Annotated in this window: 14 protein-coding genes; 4 read left to right on the forward strand and 10 right to left on the reverse strand. The window is 63.1% G+C overall.

All coding sequences use genetic code 11. The features are described from left to right. Positions 1-25 precede the first annotated feature (25 nt). Complete coding sequence (locus HWY05_RS32515) at positions 26-823, forward strand: sce7726 family protein (protein ID WP_176060912.1); 798 nt, start codon at positions 26-28, stop codon at positions 821-823. A 9-nt stretch (positions 824-832) separates the two neighbouring features. On the opposite strand, the gene HWY05_RS32520 is transcribed toward HWY05_RS32515, so the two are convergent. The 3 genes from HWY05_RS32520 to HWY05_RS32530 all read right to left on the reverse strand — a co-directional run bounded on the left by HWY05_RS32520 (position 833) and on the right by HWY05_RS32530 (position 4532). Next, positions 833-1906 carry a beta family protein gene (locus tag HWY05_RS32520; protein ID WP_176060913.1) on the reverse strand — a complete coding sequence of 358 codons (1074 nt, stop codon included), beginning with the start codon at positions 1904-1906 and terminating at the stop codon, positions 833-835. Positions 1907-2106: 200 nt separating this feature from the next. Beyond that, positions 2107-3102 (reverse strand): LysR family transcriptional regulator, encoded by a 996-nt coding sequence (locus tag HWY05_RS32525; RefSeq protein WP_176060914.1) that lies wholly within the window; start codon positions 3100-3102, stop codon positions 2107-2109. Next, positions 3099-4532 carry an MFS transporter gene (locus HWY05_RS32530; protein ID WP_176060915.1) on the reverse strand — a complete coding sequence of 478 codons (1434 nt, stop codon included), beginning with the start codon at positions 4530-4532 and terminating at the stop codon, positions 3099-3101. Before HWY05_RS32530 ends, HWY05_RS32525 begins: the two co-directional genes overlap by 4 nt. A gap of 65 nt (positions 4533-4597) precedes the next feature. Here HWY05_RS32530 and HWY05_RS32535 point away from each other — a divergent pair, with 65 nt between their 5' ends. After that, positions 4598-5284 (forward strand): metalloregulator ArsR/SmtB family transcription factor, encoded by a 687-nt coding sequence (locus HWY05_RS32535; protein WP_051981092.1) that lies wholly within the window; start codon positions 4598-4600, stop codon positions 5282-5284. Positions 5285-5412: 128 nt separating this feature from the next. Next, complete coding sequence (locus HWY05_RS32540; protein ID WP_035560779.1) at positions 5413-5670, forward strand: hypothetical protein; 258 nt, start codon at positions 5413-5415, stop codon at positions 5668-5670. Between the two features lie 88 nt (positions 5671-5758). Here the strand turns inward: HWY05_RS32540 and HWY05_RS32545 are convergent, their stop codons facing one another. The 5 genes from HWY05_RS32545 to HWY05_RS32565 form a co-directional block, all read right to left on the reverse strand. After that, positions 5759-6982, reverse strand: coding sequence for a winged helix-turn-helix domain-containing protein (locus HWY05_RS32545; RefSeq protein WP_176060916.1), 1224 nt, complete (start codon positions 6980-6982; stop codon positions 5759-5761). Between the two features lie 116 nt (positions 6983-7098). Further along, positions 7099-8829, reverse strand: coding sequence for an FAD-dependent oxidoreductase (locus HWY05_RS32550; RefSeq protein ID WP_035560785.1), 1731 nt, complete (start codon positions 8827-8829; stop codon positions 7099-7101). 88 nt (positions 8830-8917) lie between these two features. Further along, complete coding sequence (locus tag HWY05_RS32555; RefSeq protein WP_035560788.1) at positions 8918-9910, reverse strand: DedA family protein/thiosulfate sulfurtransferase GlpE; 993 nt, start codon at positions 9908-9910, stop codon at positions 8918-8920. 366 nt (positions 9911-10276) lie between these two features. Then, positions 10277-10528: a hypothetical protein gene (locus tag HWY05_RS32560; RefSeq protein WP_035560791.1), complete on the reverse strand. Its 252-nt coding sequence runs from the start codon at positions 10526-10528 to the stop codon at positions 10277-10279. Between the two features lie 500 nt (positions 10529-11028). Next, positions 11029-12705, reverse strand: coding sequence for a PAS domain-containing methyl-accepting chemotaxis protein (locus HWY05_RS32565; protein ID WP_244146763.1), 1677 nt, complete (start codon positions 12703-12705; stop codon positions 11029-11031). A gap of 299 nt (positions 12706-13004) precedes the next feature. Here HWY05_RS32565 and HWY05_RS32570 point away from each other — a divergent pair, with 299 nt between their 5' ends. Next, positions 13005-16508 (forward strand): ATP-binding protein, encoded by a 3504-nt coding sequence (locus HWY05_RS32570; RefSeq protein ID WP_176060917.1) that lies wholly within the window; start codon positions 13005-13007, stop codon positions 16506-16508. Positions 16509-16610: 102 nt separating this feature from the next. On the opposite strand, the gene HWY05_RS32575 is transcribed toward HWY05_RS32570, so the two are convergent. Further along, positions 16611-17018 (reverse strand): RidA family protein, encoded by a 408-nt coding sequence (locus HWY05_RS32575; RefSeq protein WP_176060918.1) that lies wholly within the window; start codon positions 17016-17018, stop codon positions 16611-16613. Between the two features lie 110 nt (positions 17019-17128). Continuing rightward, the gene (locus tag HWY05_RS32580) at positions 17129-18529 is read right to left on the reverse strand and encodes a GntP family permease (RefSeq protein WP_035560832.1); all 1401 of its coding nucleotides are present in this window, start codon (positions 18527-18529) and stop codon (positions 17129-17131) included. Between the last annotated feature and the right edge of the window lie 278 nt (positions 18530-18807).

An 18807-nucleotide genomic window follows, 5' to 3' on the forward strand; every position in this document is an offset into this window, starting at 1 on the left:
AATTTCGGCTGACGGGGGATACTCAATGGAAGCTTTGAACGAAGCGATGATCAAGGCAGCAGTCGTAGACAGACTTCTGCGTCATCACATCAACGGCGACGCGGTTCTGATTAGCGAGATGGTGCTCGCGAACGGCTTGCGTCGTGCTGATCTGGCCGTCGCTAACGGCTTCCTTCACGCTTTCGAAATTAAAAGTGATCGGGATACGCTGGATCGTCTCGACGGCCAACTCGAAGCCTATCGGGCTCAGTTCGACAAGGTCACGCTGGTTGTCGCGACAAGATTTGTCGAATCTGTTCTGAGCAAATATCCGAAGCACGTTGAAGTTTGGGAGGCACTGAATGACGGCGCGCGTGTGCGGATCAAGTTGCGTCGGCGCGGCGAGTGCATGCCGGTTCGATCGGCCGCGACACTTGGCGGCTTCCTCAGAAAAACCGATCTGGCGACCTTCCTGCGATCTGAGGGCGTCGACGTTACTGCCGCGGCCCCGCGGCTCAACCTGATGCAAGAGCTTGAACGCGTCAGCGTGACGCGCCTGCGACGATTCGTCCTGTCGACAGTCAAGCGGCGATATAAAACACAGTACGACACCTTCATGGCACAGCGTTGCGAAGCCACGTTGCCGGTTGATCTTGTCGCGTTGCGGCGGACAGAGATTGGCTTGGCACGATCCGTCGATCAGTTGAAGATAGCGCCCGCCGTCACGGACACGAAAAGCGGGCAACGGCTTGAGCGTGCCGTGAATGTCAATCGCCTCCGCGAGCGCTACGGACTTGTTGCCGAAAATATTCCACAAACGGTATTGCTCCGCAGCGCGGCGTAGGCGTTTCGATTAATCCTCGAGAGAGTCGTCATCGGCAGGTAAGTTGGATGCCAGAGAAAGATAATGTTGTCGCGTGATATGCATGTTGACGCGGGCGGCAATCCAACTGGAAGGTGTTTTCATCTTGTCGATCAGTCCTGCGGCAGCCGATACGATTTTTTGTGCTCCCCACGATTCGTTTCTCCGGATTTCGGGAAAGCTGTTGAGAAGCGCTTTGGCGGCCGCGACGTATCCTTGCGCATCGGTATCGGGGCGTCGTTCAAATTCCCACGACTCTGCCGTTGGATAGTCGATTCGCGGTGTATATCTGCCGCCGCTGGCCGCAGACACTTTCGGGTGGATTGAGCCATGATCCCCGTATAGGCAGGCGTCGCCTCCAATTTCTTCAAAGAGTTCGCGTTCAAGAATAGGTATGCTGCCGCGCGTGCCGCCCGAGTCTTTGTCGAATGACTTGGTGACAGACGATGGGAAACTTGACGACATCACGCATATCGCAGCGTTCGGAATGTCGCGTCGAATCTGATTGATTGCGCCTAAGGAGTCAGCAATGCACTTGCCGATCATTTCCTTGACCACCAGCCCTAGATCGATGATAACCAGCGCCTGGTCAGCAGAATCCAGCGTTGATAGCGCCGCGACGGCTCGGGGCGTGTCCGCAGTCAGATTGACAAGTCGAAATGCGATCCGTTCCTGCGCGGACTTCGCAAGTTCGCGCGTCTGCCGCATTAGCTCGGGTAAGCGCAAATCGGCGGGCATCTGTATCACGGGAATGGCAAGAGGGTCTGCCTGAACAAATTTTCGCCAGGCGTTGAAAGAGCCGTCGGGGGAAAGAAGCGCCAAGACCTCGGGGTTTTGATATTTGGGTTCGCTGGTGAGGTCAAGAAGGTAAGGGCGATTGCCCATAGCGGCTTTGGCATTCTCGAGCGAGGCGAGCACACCCGGCTGCTTGGGCCACGCGCCTAATGTGATGAGGGGAAGCAGTGCATCTTTGATTTCCACGGCGATTTTTTCATAGCCCAACATTTCCGCTGGACGAGTTCTTAACGCAGGGTAGTAGGGGAATCTTTCGAAATAGGCCGGCAATTTTTTGCTCCTCGCAGAGTGTGTTTAAGGTGCTCTTGTCGTTGTCAACGCTCACGTAAGTTGCTTTGAGAATAAAGCTGATCCAGATCTTTAATTCGGATGTCTTACGGTAAAAATTATATGAGCGCGAGAACGCTGCGAAATAGCTGGCCGGATGGGTAATTGTCCGTTCGTAGATTTGGTGCTAGTGAATCGCCTAGCTAACCCACCACCCTCTCGCATTGCCCACCCTGCGTCGAATCAACCACCGGCCACGGCGGCGAATCAACCAACCGCGTCGCAACCGTCCTAACCACGCCCGGCGCCTTTTCAAACACTTCCGCAAGCCAGTCGACAAACGCACGCACGCGCGGCGAAATCTGCCGGCTTTTCACATACGTCACCGACACCGCCACCGGCGCAGGTCTGCACTTAGGCAAGACTTCGATCAGCTGACCCGAGGCGAGATACGGCGCAGCGGTCGCGCGTCCCGGCTGAATCAACCCCAAGCCTTCGAGCCCGCACGTGAGATAGGTGTGCTCGTCGTCCACCTGAATGAAGCCGCTCACTTTCGCCTTGCTCGCGCGCGCCGCCACGCAGAAATCGAAGTCCATGCGCCGACCGGATTGGGCCGACAACCAGTTCACCGCGACATGGCTCGACAGATCGTCGAGATGACGCGGCTCGCCGAAGCGCGCCAGATACGCCGGGCTTGCGCAGGTCATGCGATCGAGCCAGCCGAGGCGACGCACGAGCAGACGTGAATCCGGCAAGTCGCCCAACTCGATACTGCAATCCACGCTCTCGCCGGTCAGATCCCGCGCGCGATGATTCACGCCAAGCGCCAGTTCCACATGCGGATGCAGCGCATGAAACGAGGCCAGTTCGGGCACCACGACCGACGCCGCAATCACACCCGGCATCGCCACGCGCAACCGGCCTCGCAAGTTTTCCGGCTGGTTGAATAAACCCGACTCGACCTCTTCGATCGCCGCGAGAATCTGCGCGCAGCGTTCGTAGTACGCGGCGCCTTCGGTGGTCAGCGTGACCTTGCGGGTCGTGCGCACCAACAGTTGCACGCCGAGCAGCGACTCGAGCGCCTGCACGGTCGTGGTCGCGGTGGCGCGCGGAATTTCGAGCGATTCGGCAGCGCGCGTGAAGCTGCTCGTATCGACGATGCGCACGAAAATGCGCATGGCTTGCACGCGATCTATCACGATGCTTCTCCAGTTAAATGCGGCTCGGGGCGCTGACGCGTCAGACCGACCGCGAGCAGCGGCGCGACGGCAAAGATGGCGAACAGCCACACGGCAGTGTGCTGAGCGCCAGGCAGCGCGGCCAACGTCGTGAGACCCGCGCCGTTCGCGACGAGCCCCGCGAGCGCCGAGCCGACCGCCATCGCGAAGAGTTGAATCGTGGTGATCGACAGCGACGCGAGGTTTTCCTCGCCGGGCCGCGCGGCGGTGAACACGCGTGTCAGCAGATGCGGCCAGCCGATGCCCACGCCGAGTCCAACGCTCGTCAGCGCCGCGCACAGCGCCAGGGTTCCGCTGGTGCTGTCGAACAGGTCGGGCATCGGCATCAGCCAGGCGAGCGCGCCGAGTCCCAGCGCCTCGACAAGCGGCCCCGCGCGGCTCATGCGCTGCGCGACTGCTGCGGAACGTCCGGCGCTGAACATCGAACCGACCGACCAGCCCGCCGCCATCAACGCGGTTAGATAACCGGCCGCGAGCGGCGAGCGGCCGTGAATCGTCTGCAGGAAATACGGCACGAAGATCTCGCAAGTCACGCCGATGCCGAGCAGGCTCATGCATGCATAAATGCTGCCGATGCGCGTACGAATCGAGTACGAACCGCTCGGCAGCAGACGCGGGGTGTCGTCGTGACGTTCGAGTCTTGCGAGCAGCCACACGAGCCCAAGACCCGCGATCACGCCGAGCGCATTCCACACCATCTGCTCAGTCAATGCAGCGAGCGAAATCACTAGCACGGACGCGCCGAGCAACGTGGCCTTGAGCAAAGGAATCGGCGCGGCGGCTGCGCTCGACGCGCGCTTACCGTCCACCTCGCGATGCACGATCACGGCGAGCAACAGGACGGCCGGCAACAGCACCCAGAACGCGAGACGCCAATCGCCGAGTTGCGCGAAGACGCCGCCGAGCGCCGGCCCGCACAACGTGGCGACGCCCCACATGCCTGACACCAGACCCATCGCGCGAGGCCATAGACGCTCCTCGAACACGACGCGAATCAGCGCATAGCTGAGCGCGAGCAGAACCCCGCCGCCGAGCCCTTGCAGCGTGCGGCCGGCGAGCATCCACGGCATGGACGGCGCGCTCGCGCAGACCACGGTGCCCAGCGTGAAGACGGCCAGCGCGCTGAAATACGCGGAACGTGCGCCGAGTACGGCAAGCAGATGCATCGACAGCACCGACCCCAGGATCGATGCGACGACGAACAGCGTGGTGTTCCACGCATACAGTTCGAGCCCGCCGATGTCATGCACGACCGACGGCAGAATCGTCGTCGCGACGTGCACATTGGTGGCATGCAGCGCGACGCCGCCTGCGAGTCCCAAGGCCCGCCAGCCATTACTCCCGGTGAGCAGATCGCTCCATGCCGGCGCGTTCGATTGCGGATTTTTCATATCGTGGACAGCCGTTCGTGGTTGACTTATTATGCAAGGATTGACTTGGATAATAATGTGGCCCGATGAGATATGCAAATGAAAGCTTGGATAATTCGCCTGGCGCTGCGGCCACTGTGACGAACGCGGCGCCGGTGGATCGCATCCTCAATCTGTTGAAGACGCAGGGGCCGTTGTCTACTGCGTCGATTGCAGGCGAGCTCGGCATTACCGTCGAGGCGGCGCGTCAGCAGATTCAGAAGCTGCTGGGTGGCGGGCTGATCGAAGGGCGTCAGGCGTCGCAGGCGGGACCGGGGCGGCCGAGTCAAAGCTGGGCGCTGACCGAGGTGGGCCACGCGCGCTTTCCGGATACGCATCCGCAATTGACGGTGCAATTGCTCGGTTCGATTCGCCAGTTGTTCGGCGAAGCCGGGCTCGACAAGCTGATCGATCAGCGTTCGGTCGAAACGCGCGCGAATTATCTGGCGGCGTTGAAGCCCATGAAAGGACTCAAGGCGCGACTCACGAAGCTGGCGGAAATTCGCAGCGCCGAAGGCTACATGGCCGAGTTGCAGAAAGACGGACGCGACTGGCTGCTGCTTGAAAACCACTGCCCGATCTGCGCGGCGGCGCGGACTTGCCAGGGCTTCTGTCGTGCCGAGTTGCAGCTCTTCGCGGAGATCGTCGGCGAGGAGGGCGTGATTGCACGCGAGGAGCATGTGCTGGCCGGCGCGCGGCGATGTGCGTATCGCATTACGCCGGGCAGGCAATGAGCTAGATCGGGTTCGCCCCGATCACGAATAGACGCGAACGCACGATCGGTATATAACAAGGTGCAAGAATGGCTTGTTCACCGAGGCATCAACAAACAGTTACCCGTCAACAGGAGCGAAGTTTCATCATGACGCAAGACGTTTCGCCAAAGCCGCCCATGGGCGATCGGCCCGACCTGGAACACCTCGACGCAGCGCTCAGTCACGTGGATCAGCAGGTCTCTTCCGGCAGCATTGCATCGGGCGCCGCGAAAGGCATTCTGTATAGCCTGATCGAAACGCTCGGCGCGTTTGTCGGCGATCCGGATCTGCCGGAACACGCGCGTTCGGGTTACGAAGGGCTGCTGGAAACCGCGCGCGAATTACGCGCCAGGCTGGATCACTGAAACGAACGCGTCGCTGGATTTCGGCGACTCATCGGCCCACGAAAAAAGGCGCACTGTTAAAAACAGTGCGCCTTTTTTTCTGCTCTCGTCACGCTTCCACGCTATCGCCGACGTCTAACGCCGCAAGCCATTCCGGCGGCGCCGACGTGAACGCCAATTGCGGCGTGCCATGCCACTCCGCGCAACGTTGCAACGCACGGCGCAGATCGCCGGCAAGCCGGGCGCTCAATCGCACGCCGGGTTCGATATGCAGCGACTTCAGTTCGAACACGCCCTGGGTACGGTGCGCTTTCGCATCCACGCGGCCGACCAGACGGCCACGGCTCAGCAGCGGCAACACGAAATAGCCGTATTTGCGCTTCGCCGCCGGCGTATAGCACTCGATCGCGTAGTCGAAATGGAATAGCGCAGCGGCGCGCTTGCGGTCCCACACCACCGGATCGAACGGCGACAGCACGGTCGTCACGGTCGACGCGAGCTTGCCGTTTGCCGCGTCGTCGAGCATCGCCGCGTAGTCGCGATGAACGAACGTGTCCTGTTTCCAGCCTTCCACTTGCACCGGAATCAGCTCGCCCTGATCGGCGAGCGCATGCAGTTCGTCGCGATACGGGCGGCGCGGCAGACGGTAGTAATCGGCGACCCAATCGGCGCGCGCGATGCCCAGCGCGCGGCAGGTGCGGCGTAACACCTGGTCGGTGACCGTGTGGGCGGGCGGCAGATCGCGGGCGTCGTCCCAATCGGGCAGCACGCGTTCGGTCAGATCGTAGACGCGGTGAAAATTGCGCCGCTCGGCCACCATCAACAGCCCGATCGCGAACAGCACTTCGAGGTGGCGTTTCTCCGGCTTCCAGTCCCACCAGCCGTTGCCCTTGCCGGCCTCGCGCGCGAAATCCGCGGAACGTACCGGACCCGTCGCGCGGATGTGCGTGAGCAGCGCGTCGATCGCCTTGCGATGTTTTTTGTGCCACTCGGCCGCGTATTTCCAGCCCATTCCGCTCGGATCGAGCATGCGATGGCGCAGCAGGCCGTAGTCTTCGGTCGGCACGAAACAGGCCTCATGCGACCAGTATTCGAACAGCTTGCCTTCGGCGAGATGCTCGTCGAGCCATTGTTGCGGATAGGTGCCGAGCCGGCTGAACAACACGAGATAAGGGCTGCGCGCGACCACGTGGATCGTGTCGATCTGCAATTGCGCCATGCGGCGAATCGTGTCGAGCACGTCGGCTTTGACGGCCTTGCGGCGCGGCGGGGTCAGCAGGCCTTGTGCGGCCAGATGCAGCGTACGGACGGCGGAGAGCGGCAGAGTCTTCACGCGGGCGTCGATCAGTGAGTGACTGCGAAGAGAACGGACGCGAGGTCCGGCCAGGATCAGCAGTCACTACTGTAGCGTGAATACGGCAGACGAATCGGCGCGAGCGGCAGTGCTCCTCAAGCGCCCAATGCGACCGCTTCCTCCGCCGAAGCGGCCAGCAGTTGATGAATCTGCGCGACCACCGCCGCGCCTTCGCCAACCGCCGCCGCGACCCGCTTGGTCGATCCGGCGCGGGCATCGCCGATCGCATACACGCCTTCGACTGTGGTGGCGAGATCGCAGACGGATGCTCCGTCGATGTTGGTGCCTGTGAGCACGAAGCCCTTCTCGTCGAGTTCCACGCCGCAGGTGCGCAGCCAGTCGGTATTCGGATCCGCGCCGGTGAAGAGGAACAGATGCCGCGTGTCGAAGTGATCGGTGCCGTCGGGTAAAGGCTTTTTCAGGCCGACGCGCGCGAGACCGCTGTCGTCCGCATCGAGCTGCCCGATTTCCGAATGCGGATGCACGAACACGTTCGGCAGCGAGCGAATACGGTCGATCAGATAGCGCGACATGGTCGCCTCAAAGCCGCTGCGCCGGATCAGCACGTGGACCTTGGCCGCGTGCGTCGCCAGATAGACGATCGCCTGGCCGGCCGAATTGCCGCCGCCCACCAGCACGATTTCCTGGCGCTTGCACAGCTTGGCTTCGACCGGCGACGCCCAGTAGTACACGCCGCGCCCATCGAAGCGATCGAGGCCCTCCAGCGCCGGCCGCCGGTACACCGCGCCGCTTGCAATCACGATGGTGCGCGAGGTGATATGGCCGCCGCACTTGAGCTCCAGCCGGTACGGCGATTCCGCGCAGTTCAGCGCCTTCACGTTGACCGGAATCGCGACGTGCGCGCCGAATTTCTGCGCCTGCACGAACGCGCGTCCCGCCAGCGCCTGCCCGGAAATCCCGGTCGGAAAACCGAGGTAGTTTTCGATCCGCGAGCTCGCGCCGGCCTGGCCGCCGGGCGCCCGGCTGTCGAGCACGATCACGGAGAGACCTTCGGAGGCCGCGTACACCGCGGTCGCGAGGCCAGCGGGCCCGGCGCCGACGATCGCCACGTCGTACACATGCGAGTCGTCGAGATCGGGCAGCAAGCCGAGGCAGGTGGCCAGTTCCGGCATGCTCGGATGACGCAGCACCGAGCCGTCCGGGCAGATCACCAGCGGCATGTCTTCTTTCTGCGCGGCGAATTGCTCGATCAGACGCAGCGCGTCTTCATCGCGTTCGTCGATCACCGAATGAGGATGGCCGTTGCGCGACAGGAAACCCTGCAACATGACGAGCCGCGCGTCGCTGCTGTTGCCGATCAGAATCGGGCCGCCGGCGCCCTTTTCGATCAGCGACACGCGCCGCAAAATCAGCGCGCGCATGATGCGCTCGCCCAGTTCGGCTTCGGCGACGATCAGCGCGCGCAACTGGTCCGGCGGAATCAGCAGCGCTTGCACCGGGCTGAGCGCCATGCCGTTGACCAGCGCCGGCCGGCCCGACAATTGACCGACTTCCGCCAGAAAATGCCCGGCGCCATGATCGGCGATCACCACTTCGCGGCCAATGCCGTCGCGCTGATACACCTTCACGCGCCCTTCCAGCACCACGAACATGCCCGGACCGGTGCGGCCGGTTTCGAACAGCAGCTCACCGGCTTCCCAGTTGCCGATCTCGCCGAAGCGGCGCAGGCGTTCGATTTCCGCGCCGGTCAGCGAGGGAAACATCTGGTGCATGCGCGTCGCCAGATTCGAAAACGGCGCGTCGGCGACAATCGCCTGCGGTTGTCCTTCAGTTTCTTGAGTCGAAACGTCTTGAGTCGAAAGCATTGAACCGCTCCTTCGGTGTTCATTGATAGATCGAACGGAGGCGAGCGGCGCGGCGCGCCCACGGCGCCTGGACGGATGCGCTGCCGCGCTACACGGCCTTCGGCGCGATGTCGTCGACCGTGATCTCGGGCGGCGGCGTGTCGGGCAGCGCCTCGACCGGCTTACCCGAGTCGCGCCAGGCTTCCATGCCGCCGCGCAACGGCAGCACGTCGGAAAAGCCGGCCTCGTTCAATTGTTTGGCCATCCATGCAGCCGAAATCTCGTTCGGGCAGGAGCAGTAAATCACCAGCTTCTGATCGCGCGGATACGTGGCGACGATCTCGTCGAGTTGCCGTTCGTCCGCGAATTGCGAACCCGGAATCACGAACGGATCGAGCTTGCGCTTCTCTTGCGAACGGATGTCGAACATGACCGGTGTTTGGCCCGCCGCGACGAGCTTGGCCAGCTCATCGACCTCTATACGTGCGGACGCAAGCTTGGAAATCAACTGGCGACGGCGAATCCACCGGTAAGCCGCGTACAGCAACAGCAGCCCCACGGCCACCAGCGCGGCCGTGCGGCCGAGGCGCCCGGCCATGGCGAACAGCATGTCGATCTGCTTCGCGAACAACGCGCCGATGATCAGGCCCGTGCCCGACCACAGCGCGGCGCCGATGCTGTCGTAGGTGAGAAACGTGCGGTAGCGCGTGCCCATTGCGCCGGCCATTGGAATCGACACGATCGACAGGCCCGGCACGAATTTGGCCACCGCCAGCACGCGCACGCCCCAGCGACCGAAAAAGCGTTCGGTCTTTTTCACGCAGGTATCACGCGACAGCGACAGGCGGCAGATCGTTTTCAGCGTGTTGCCGCCGTACATACGCCCGGCGAGATACCAGACGCTGTCGCCGATCAGCGTGGCGAAGATCGACAGAATCAGAACCGGCGCCAATTGCGTCCCCACCGAACCCGGGTGCATGGCCGCCATGGCTCCGAACAGAACGAGCGACGGCATCGCCGGAACCGGCAGCCCGATGGAGGCGGCCAGCACGTTGACGAAGACGAGCGCCGGCCCATATTGCTCGACGAGATCATGTAGCATCGGCTTACATCCGCAGCCCTTTCGGGAGCGGCGCAGGTAGGGAAAGCAAAGGAGAATGCAAGGATTATGGACGTATTTTCAAGACGTGCAAACGTCAGGAAACGATGTCCTTAAATTCGTAGTTGAAAGCGGAGCGGTGATGCGCCGAAAGCTTGAAAGCGCGAATCGCCAATGCGCTGTGAACCATCTGGAAAGGGGTATCGCGCGCTCGCGTGCTTCACGCAGATACGGAAATAATGCCCGATTAACGTGAGCTGCCGTCACGCTCGAATTACATTACCGGAAAGCTTGGCCGACTTGCCATTGCGACAGGCGACAAACAACACGCGGCAGGGCGTTTTACCGCCGCTGCCGCGTGCTTGAACTTCATTGACGATGATTGTGCTGTTCGCCCGGCAGTTCGGCACCGTGCGCGCGGATCGCGGCAATCAGTTCGGCCGGCGTGATTTCGTAGCGCACTTCGCGGTGTATGCCTGGCTTGCGCTCGTCGACTTCGACCAGAAGAATGCCTTTGCCGTCTTCGGTCGATTCGAGGCGCAGCGAGCGGAGTTCGCGCGCCGTTGCGTCGTCGTATTCGGTGAGCAGGGCCATTGACCCGGAGGACCCGGTAGTGCGCATCGAAGTTGTCCTTGTTCCGTTGTGTTGATGAACCATTGTACGGGCAGGATAGCGTGCCGTCTGTCACGCCATTTCACGCCTCGCCGTTTTACCCGTCCATCTGCCAGCTTACCCGGACACCGCCGCGCGCGTTGCCTGGTGCGGCTCGCCGGGCAGTGCGTGTTGCGACGCACAGCTTGCGCAACCAGTTTAACGCGACTCTTCACTACGACGGCTGCATTTTTCGTGCCCCTGGACGGTGCAATCGTTCTCCCTCGCTGTCACGCGGGTGACGTGCGCGCCGGTTATACGGGCGGCTCCCGTATCTCCTCACCGTTCGTGATGGTTGCGCCACGGAAAGGTCAGGGCGCATCGCCAAAAAAATAGCCCGTCCACAAATGGACGGGCTGCTAAACGCCGTTGTTACTCGGGTCAGCCGGCCCGTGCAACTAGTTGGGCGCTGACGAACACATCGTGCCCCTTCAATAGTGGGCTGTCGAGGTGGGAGTAACGCCGATCTATCAGAACAATGTCGCTTCTTCCTGCGCAGCGTTGCGCTTCGGTGCGGGCGTCGAAGCAGTCGCCGCGTTCTGCGTGCGTGGCTGATGGCCGGGCGTCGCGGCGCGTTGCGCGGGCGTGGCTTCGGCGACGGTGAAGAGCCGCACGGCTTCATCCAGCACGTCGGCCTGTTCGGCGAGACGTTGTGCGGTGGCCGCCGCCTGCTCGACGAGCGCGGCGTTCTGCTGGGTCGCGCCGTCCAGATGCGAGACCGCCTGATTGACCTGGCGAATTCCTTCCGCCTGTTCGCTGCTCGCATTCGCGACTTCGACGATGATCGACGACACGCGGCTCACCGCCTCATCGATCACTCGCATCTGCGAGGTGGTGCGGGCGACGAGTTCAGTGCCCACGGCGACTTCGCTGGCGCTCGCCTCGACCACGGATTTGATTTCCTTCGACGACGCCGCGCAGCGCTGCGCCAGCATCCGCACTTCGCCCGCGACGACCGCGAACGAGCGGCCCGATTCGCCGGCGCGCGCCGCTTCGACGGCGGCATTCAGCGCGAGGATGTTGGTCTGGAACGCGATGCCGTCGATCACGCCGGTAATGTCCGCAATCCGTCGCGACGCCGCCGTGATGCCGGCCATGGTCTGCTCGACCTGGCCCGCGATCTGGCCGCCGACCGCAGCCGCCGCCTGGGCGTCCTTGGCGAGATCGAGCGCGCGCACGCTGGCGTCGGCGTTCGCTTGCACGGTGGTGGTCAGTTCTTCCATAGTGGCCGCGGTCTCTTCGAGCGAAGCCGCCTGCAATTCCGTGCGGCGCGCGAGATCGACATTGCCGCTGGAGATTTCGCGCGCGTTGTCGAGCATGCCGGTGATTTGCGCGCGCACGTCGAAGACGATCGCCGCTAGATTCGCCTTCAGTTGATTCAAGGCCTGCAGCACGTCGCCGAGATCGTCGTGGCGCGCGATCTCCAGATCGGCGGTCAGGTCGCCTGCGGCGAGACGCGTCGCGAAGCCCGACATGTCGCGGATCGGCGTGGCGAGCTGGTGCGTCAGCACTTGCCACAACATCACGCTGAGCGCGGCGGTGACGCCGAACGCAATCCAGAACGGCACGGTCGGCACGCCTTGCCATGCAGCGAAACCGGTCGCCAGCAGCGCGAGCGGCGTCAGCGCATAGCCGATCGCCGCGCGCGTCGCGACCGGCAGACGCATCAGCGCCTGAATCCGGCCGAGCAGGCCGGTGCGTACCACCACGCCGCGGCGCAGCTTCAGGCCGCGCGACTCGCCCGCGCTCATGCGGGCGTAGAGCGCGTCGGCGTCGCGCACGGCTTCGCGTTCCGGTTTCACGCGCACGCTCAGATAGCCGACGATCGCCCCTTTCTCGACCACCGGCGTGACGTTGGCATGGACCCAGTAATGGTCGCCGTTCTTGCGGCGGTTCTTGACGAGCGCGGTCCAGGGACGGCCGTCGCGAACGGTCGTCCACAGATCGGCGAACGCCTCGCGCGGCATGTCCGGATGGCGGATCAGGTTATGCGGCTGGCCGATCAGTTCTTCGCGGGTGAAACCCGAGACGGCGATAAAAGCCGGATTGCAGTACTGGATACGGCCGGTCAGATCGGTCGCGGAAACCAGCATTTGCGACGAAGGGAATTCGTACTCGTGCCCGGTAACAGGCTGATTGTTGCGCATGGCGTTCCTTGCTCGTGCTACCCGCAGACAGGTTGCGGTGCTTACGTGGTTGCAAGGTTTAACGGCAATTTAACGGGTTTCCTTGAGGGTTTTCCCAGTAAACCGCTCAGGTTTATGCCACCTGCAGCCGTTATTGCAGGGTTGTTCATGCATTTCGCGTAGCTGTCGATACTGTCGGACGAATGTGGCGGGCTGCTGCAAAAGCGCTACACTTCGGCCGTATAAGGCTTGCAAAACCATGTGTCCGCCTCGTTATCGTGGCGGCCTGCCGGCTTGATTCACGCTACCTAAGCGAGTCGATGCAGAAGATCCTCGATCGTACTCAGGCGTCTCTGGCGCACGCGTTTGCTTCGCTCGAGAAAAGCGCGAAGCGTCAACAACGGGTGTACCTGGCGACGATCGCCTCGCTGATGCTGATCGTGGTCGTCTTCGCGCTCGCCCTCGCGGTGATCGGCGCGAGCAAACAACTGGACTACCTGCATACCTACGCCGCGCAGAATGCGGCGGAGTTTTCGCTGGTGCTGCATCGCGAGGAATCGTTTCTGCGCCGCACCGAGTTCACGCTCGATTTCTACCAGACCACCCCCAACGTATTGCGCGTACCTGATGCGGTCGAAGACTCGATCCGCCAGACGGGCGTGGCGCGCGGCGATGTTGAGCGGATCAACGCCGGCTTCGACGTGCTGACCGGCGAGGCGACGCGAGCCGCGTGGGGCGACGACCTGGGCACGAAACTCTGGCGCCTTTACGAAGCCGCGCAATCGACGCTGGTCACGCAGCAGGCGTTCGAACTTCGTCAACGCGCGGTGTTGCTCGGGCTGAGCGAAGACTACGCCGCGATTTTGCCTTCCGTCGTTCAGCTGTCCGCGAACGGTTCACCCGCTACGCCGCCGTTGCAAGCGGCGGCCGTGGGCACGTTGCGCGCGACCCTCCTGCACGAACTCCAGACGCGGACCGGCAAGCGGCTGCCGGGCAAGGGCGAGCGGATCTGGCTGGGTCCGTATCGCGACCCGCTGCAAGGCATACCGGTGATCTCGGTGGTCAGTGCCTACTATGATGCGGACGGCAAGCCGGTCACGCTGATCGCGATCAGCATCCCGGTCGAGACGCTGCCGGCGCGGCTGAAGTGGCCCAACCGCGAAGGCGCGATGCTGTTGACGATGGCGGATTACCGCCTGATCGTGTCCTCGCCGCCGCTCGACGCACAGCGTGTGGCCATGCTGCAGGGCGTCGTGGCGCACACGCCGCCCGACACCAACCGCTATACCCGCGACGGGGTCATTTTCTACGAGCCGCTGACGCCCGGCTTCGGCGCGCTGGTCGGCTATGTGACGTGGCGCGGGCTGGCTTCGGCGCTTGGCTGGCAACTGGCGGTGCTCGCCGTACTCACACTGCTGATCTTGCTGGCAATCGCGCTGACCGCTCGTTTCTGGGGCTTGCGACTGTTGCGCGTCAGCTTTGCCGAGACATCGCGCGCATTGGAAAGCGAGACCATCAATCACATTCTGGTCAGCGCGACGCCGATCGGCCTGTGCATCGTCCGGCAGAGCGATCATTCGATTCTGACCGCGAATGCGTTGGCCAGAGAACTGCTGCATATCGAACCGGGCGGCGAGCGCTTGCCGTCGCATATCGTCGACGAGTTTCACGCGCAGGCGCCGGATACGCCCTCTGCCAACGCGTTTGCGGAAATCGCCGCGTTCGTCGTGCCGGCCTTGCCCACGCAGGCCGCGCAGGCCGCGCAAACGCCGCCGTTGCCGGCCGCGCATCCGGACGATCGCGCCGCCGCGCCCGGCCGGTTCCTCCAGGTCACGTATGCGCTGGCCCGCTACGACGAGCAGGACGTGCTGTTCTGCGCGATTCTCGATGTCACCGCGCAATATGAGCTCGAACAGCAATTGCGGCTCGCGCAGCAGACCTCGGAAAACATGATGCGGGCGCGCTCGAATTTCTTCGCGTCGATGAGCCACGAAATCCGTACGCCGTTGAATGCGCTGCTCGGCAATCTCGAACTCTTCGCGCGGACGCCGGGACTCGACGCCCATACCCAGCGACTCGCGACACTGGGCGTGGCGGCTAATGCGTTGCGTGGCATCGTCAACGACATTCTCGATTTTTCGAAGATCGATGCCGGCGAGATGCGGCTCGCCGCCGAGTTGTTCCGGCCCGTGGACGACCTCGAAAACATCGCGCTTTCCTATGCGCCGATGAAGGCGGACCGGCCGATCCGCTTCTACTCGCATCTGTCGCCAACGCTCGACCAGCCGCTGCGCGGCGATCGCACGCGTATCGCGCAGATCGTGAACAACCTGCTGAGCAACGCATTCAAGTTCACGTCGTGCGGCAAGATCACGTTGAGTGGGGAGATCAACGACGACCCGCAGGGCAACCCCGTTCTCATCTGCCGGGTCGTTGATTCGGGGATCGGCATGGATCAGGCGCTGGTGGCGCGCGTTTTCAATCCGTTCGTGCAAGGCGAGGCGAGCACGTCGAGCCGCTACGGCGGCACGGGCCTCGGGCTATCGATCTGCGCGCGGCTGTGCGAGTTGATGGGCGGCCATATTTCGGTCGAAAGCGTGGCGGGCGTCGGTAGCGCATTCAGTGTCGCGATTCCGCTCGCGCTGCCGTCGGAAGAGCCGCGCGCGGGCGTCGAGCCGCCGCGCCGTGGCCATGCGCTGGTGTTGTGTCAGGAGCGCGAGTCGGGACAATTGCTTGAAACCGGCTTGCAACGGAAGGGCTGGAGCGTGCATACCGAAACGTCGATGCGCGGCGCCCAAGTGTGGCTGCGAGTGAATCGTCCGGATGTGCTGGTGGTGACCGGCGAATACGATCTCGACGCGGTGGCTGAATTGCGTGAGGCGCAGGCAATTGGGACGGTGTGGATCACGTACAGCGGGCCGCATACGCCGGCTTCGCGCGGCGACGGTATCTTCGAAGTCAGCGAATTCAGCCGCAAGGCGGTGCTGTCCGCGATCGATCTCGCGACGGGCGCCGTAAATGCGCGCGACGCCGCTGCGGCGCATCCCGTCGAGCCCGACGTCGCGTTGCCTCAGCACGTTCCTGCCGCGTTGCAGGGGCTGAGCGTACTGGTCGCTGAAGACAATCCGTTGATTCAAAGCCTGATCGTCGAGCAACTCACCACGCTGGGTTGTTTGCCGACCATCGCCGGGGACGGTCGGCAAGCGCTGGCAGCGGTTCATCAGGCTCGCTTCGACGTGCTGCTGAGCGACATTCATATGCCGGTGATGGACGGATACGCGTTGCTGGCGCGCGTGCGCAACTCGCATCCGGATCTGCCGGTGCTGGCGTTCAGCGCCGTGACCGACACACAGGACGACGCCGCGTGGCGCGAGCGCGGCTTCGCGGGGCATGTCGCCAAACCGGCGTCATTGGGTGAGCTGGAGGCGGCGTTGCTGGAGGTCGCGTCCGCGCGTCCGCAAGGAGTCGAGGAGCAGGCGGCGGAGACTGGCGCGGTCGGTGCGCCGCTGTCTTCCCTCAGTACCCTTAGTGCGGACGATAAAGCGCGCTACAACGCCATGCTCAGAACGCATTTGCAGAGCGAACTGCCGAGGCTGATGGCGATGGTCGAAGGAGAGGATCGGGAGGCGCTGGGCGGCTGGGCGCATAGCGCCGGCGGCGCGCTCCTGATCGTGCAGGAGGCGGTCTTCGCGCAGCAATGCCGCGAGCTGCAGCAGCTATGCCGCGGCAGCGATCGGTGGACGATCGAAATGGACGAGCGCGCCATCTCGTTGCACGACGAGTTGATCGACCACTTCGGCCTGGATGAACAGTCGATGCATTGAATTGGCGGCTGGCGTGGTGATGCGATGCGTTGTTCTGCGTTGTTCTGCGTTGGCCTGCATCGCTCCGCGTGCTTGTCTGCCGCGCGGCCTGCCCGCTGCGATTCAGCCCGGCCCCGGCCGTCTGGCGATGAAATCGATCTCGACCAGCGCGTCGCGCGCAAGCGCGGTGACGCCGATGCAGGTTCGGGCCGGCAGCGCCGTCGCGGGAAAGTAAGCGCGGTAGACGGCGTTCATCGACGCATAGTCGCGCTTGAACTCGGTCAGAAAGATGCGCGCGGCGACGACGTGTTGCAGGCCGAGGCCCGTACCTTGCAAAACCAGCACCAGGTTGTCCATGACGCGCTGCGTTTGCGCGACGACGCCCTCGGGTAAGGGCGCGTTGTCGTCGGTGGGCGAGGTCGGCATCTGGCCGGTCACGAAGACCCAGCCGTCGGCTTCGGTCGCGTGCGAGAAGGGGCCGACCGGCGTGGGCGCGGTCGGGATCATCCAGAAGGTGGGCGTGGAGGTCATGGGCGAGGCGGCGGTTCCGGTTGTCGACACGCTACGCTAACCGAACAAAACGTTATGCGCCGATCAAGTCGAGTCGGCCGCCGTTGCCCACGACAGGAAAGCCTTCTCCCTCAAACCAGGCCAGTCGCGTAATACACGCCAATCACGAAGAACACCGCCATCGTCTTGATCACCGTCACCGCGAAAATGTCGCGATACGACTGACGGTGCGTCAAACCCGTCACTGCCAGTAGCGTAATCACCGCGCCGTTATGCGGCAGCGTGTCCATGCCGCCGCTCGCCATGGCGACGACCCGGTGCAGCACTTCCATCGGAATATGCGCGGCCTCCGCGCCTTTGATGAACGTGTCCGACATGGCCGCCAGCGCGATGCTCATGCCGCCCGATGCCGATCCCGTGATACCCGCCAGCGAGCTCACCGACACGGCGGCATTGACGAGCGGATTAGGAATGCTCTTCAGCGCGTTGCTGACCACCAGAAAGCCCGGCAACGCGGCGATCACGCCACCAAAGCCATATTCCGACGCGGTATTCAACGAAGCCAGTAACGCGCCCGCCACCGCAGCCTTGGTGCCGATCGCAAAACGCTCGCGCACACGGCCGAACGCCGTGATCACGACCATGACGATACCAAGCAGCAGCGCGCCTTCCACGGCCCAGATCGCGACCACGCTCTTGATCGTCGTGGTGACCGGTGCATGGATGCCCGGCAGAATGTCCGGTGCCACCGTGTAAGTCGCGCCGTACCAGTTCGGAATCCAGCGGGTCAGCAGAAAGTTCGCAACGCCCACCAGCACCAGCGGCGCCACGGCCAGCAGCGGATGCGGCAGTTGTTTCGATTCGACGCGTTCCGGCTCGTTGACGAGGTTCGTGCCGTAGCCTTCGCCGGTAGCCATTGCCGCGCGACGGCGCCATTCCAGATACGTCAGGCCGACCACGATGATGAACAGCGAACCGATCACGCCGAGCGCGGGCGCGGCCCACGAGGTCGTCTTGAAGAACGTGGTCGGGATGATGTTCTGGATCTGCGGCGTACCGGGCAGCGAGTCCATGGTGAACGAGAACGCGCCGAGCGCAATGGCGCCGGGCATCAAGCGCTTCGGAATATTGCTTTGACGGTACAACTCGGCGGCGAACGGATAGACCGCGAACACCACCACGAACAGCGACACGCCGCCGTAGGTGAGCAGCGCACACACCGCGACGATCACCGCATTGGCGCGCGAGCGGCCGATATAGCGAATGGCCGCGGCCACGATCGACTCCGAGAAACCGGACAGCTCGATCACCTTGCCGAACACGGCGCCGAGCAGAAAAACCGGGAAGTAGAGCTTCACGAAGCCGACCATCTTCTCCATGAAGATGCCGGTGAAGACCGGCGCGACCGCGGACGGATCGGTCAGCAGCACGGCGCCGAGCGCGGCGATCGGCGCAAACAATATGACGCTGTAGCCGCGATACGCGGCAAACATCAGGAACGCCAATGCGGCGAGGACGATGACAAAGGACATTGAGTCTCCAAAGCTTGGTTGTTCTACGTGGTCGCCGTCCCGACGACGCGACGGCACGGCCGCCCGCAAACGCAGGTTCCGTGCCATCCGCGGCATAACGGCTAGCCCATTGATTTCGCAGGCCGAAGTTCGAAACGTGATGCGGCGGATTGTACCCAAACGTCTCTAAATCGGGACGCAATTCAGCAGAAGATACGTCAAACTGAGGTTAAACCCCTATCTGGCAGGCTTGCTGGCGATCTCTTTGATGAGATAAGCTTGTCCACGAAACGAGACAA

The sequence above is a fragment of the Paraburkholderia sp. BCC1876 genome, assembly GCF_902833695.1.
Taxonomy (GTDB): domain Bacteria; phylum Pseudomonadota; class Gammaproteobacteria; order Burkholderiales; family Burkholderiaceae; genus Paraburkholderia.

What these genes read in the sequence shown, in the direction of transcription:
- HWY05_RS32515 (WP_176060912.1), top strand. Translation starts at nt 26, where the DNA reads ATGGAAGCTTTGAACGAAGCGATGATCAAGGCAGCAGTCGTAGACAGA.
- HWY05_RS32530 (WP_176060915.1), bottom strand. Translation starts at nt 4,532, where the DNA reads ATGAAAAATCCGCAATCGAACGCGCCGGCATGGAGCGATCTGCTCACC.
- HWY05_RS32535 (WP_051981092.1), top strand. Translation starts at nt 4,598, where the DNA reads ATGAGATATGCAAATGAAAGCTTGGATAATTCGCCTGGCGCTGCGGCC.
- HWY05_RS32540 (WP_035560779.1), top strand. Translation starts at nt 5,413, where the DNA reads ATGACGCAAGACGTTTCGCCAAAGCCGCCCATGGGCGATCGGCCCGAC.
- HWY05_RS32550 (WP_035560785.1), bottom strand. Translation starts at nt 8,829, where the DNA reads ATGCTTTCGACTCAAGACGTTTCGACTCAAGAAACTGAAGGACAACCG.
- HWY05_RS32555 (WP_035560788.1), bottom strand. Translation starts at nt 9,910, where the DNA reads ATGCTACATGATCTCGTCGAGCAATATGGGCCGGCGCTCGTCTTCGTC.
- HWY05_RS32560 (WP_035560791.1), bottom strand. Translation starts at nt 10,528, where the DNA reads ATGCGCACTACCGGGTCCTCCGGGTCAATGGCCCTGCTCACCGAATAC.
- HWY05_RS32565 (WP_244146763.1), bottom strand. Translation starts at nt 12,705, where the DNA reads ATGCGCAACAATCAGCCTGTTACCGGGCACGAGTACGAATTCCCTTCG.
- HWY05_RS32570 (WP_176060917.1), top strand. Translation starts at nt 13,005, where the DNA reads ATGCAGAAGATCCTCGATCGTACTCAGGCGTCTCTGGCGCACGCGTTT.
- HWY05_RS32575 (WP_176060918.1), bottom strand. Translation starts at nt 17,018, where the DNA reads ATGACCTCCACGCCCACCTTCTGGATGATCCCGACCGCGCCCACGCCG.
- HWY05_RS32580 (WP_035560832.1), bottom strand. Translation starts at nt 18,529, where the DNA reads ATGTCCTTTGTCATCGTCCTCGCCGCATTGGCGTTCCTGATGTTTGCC.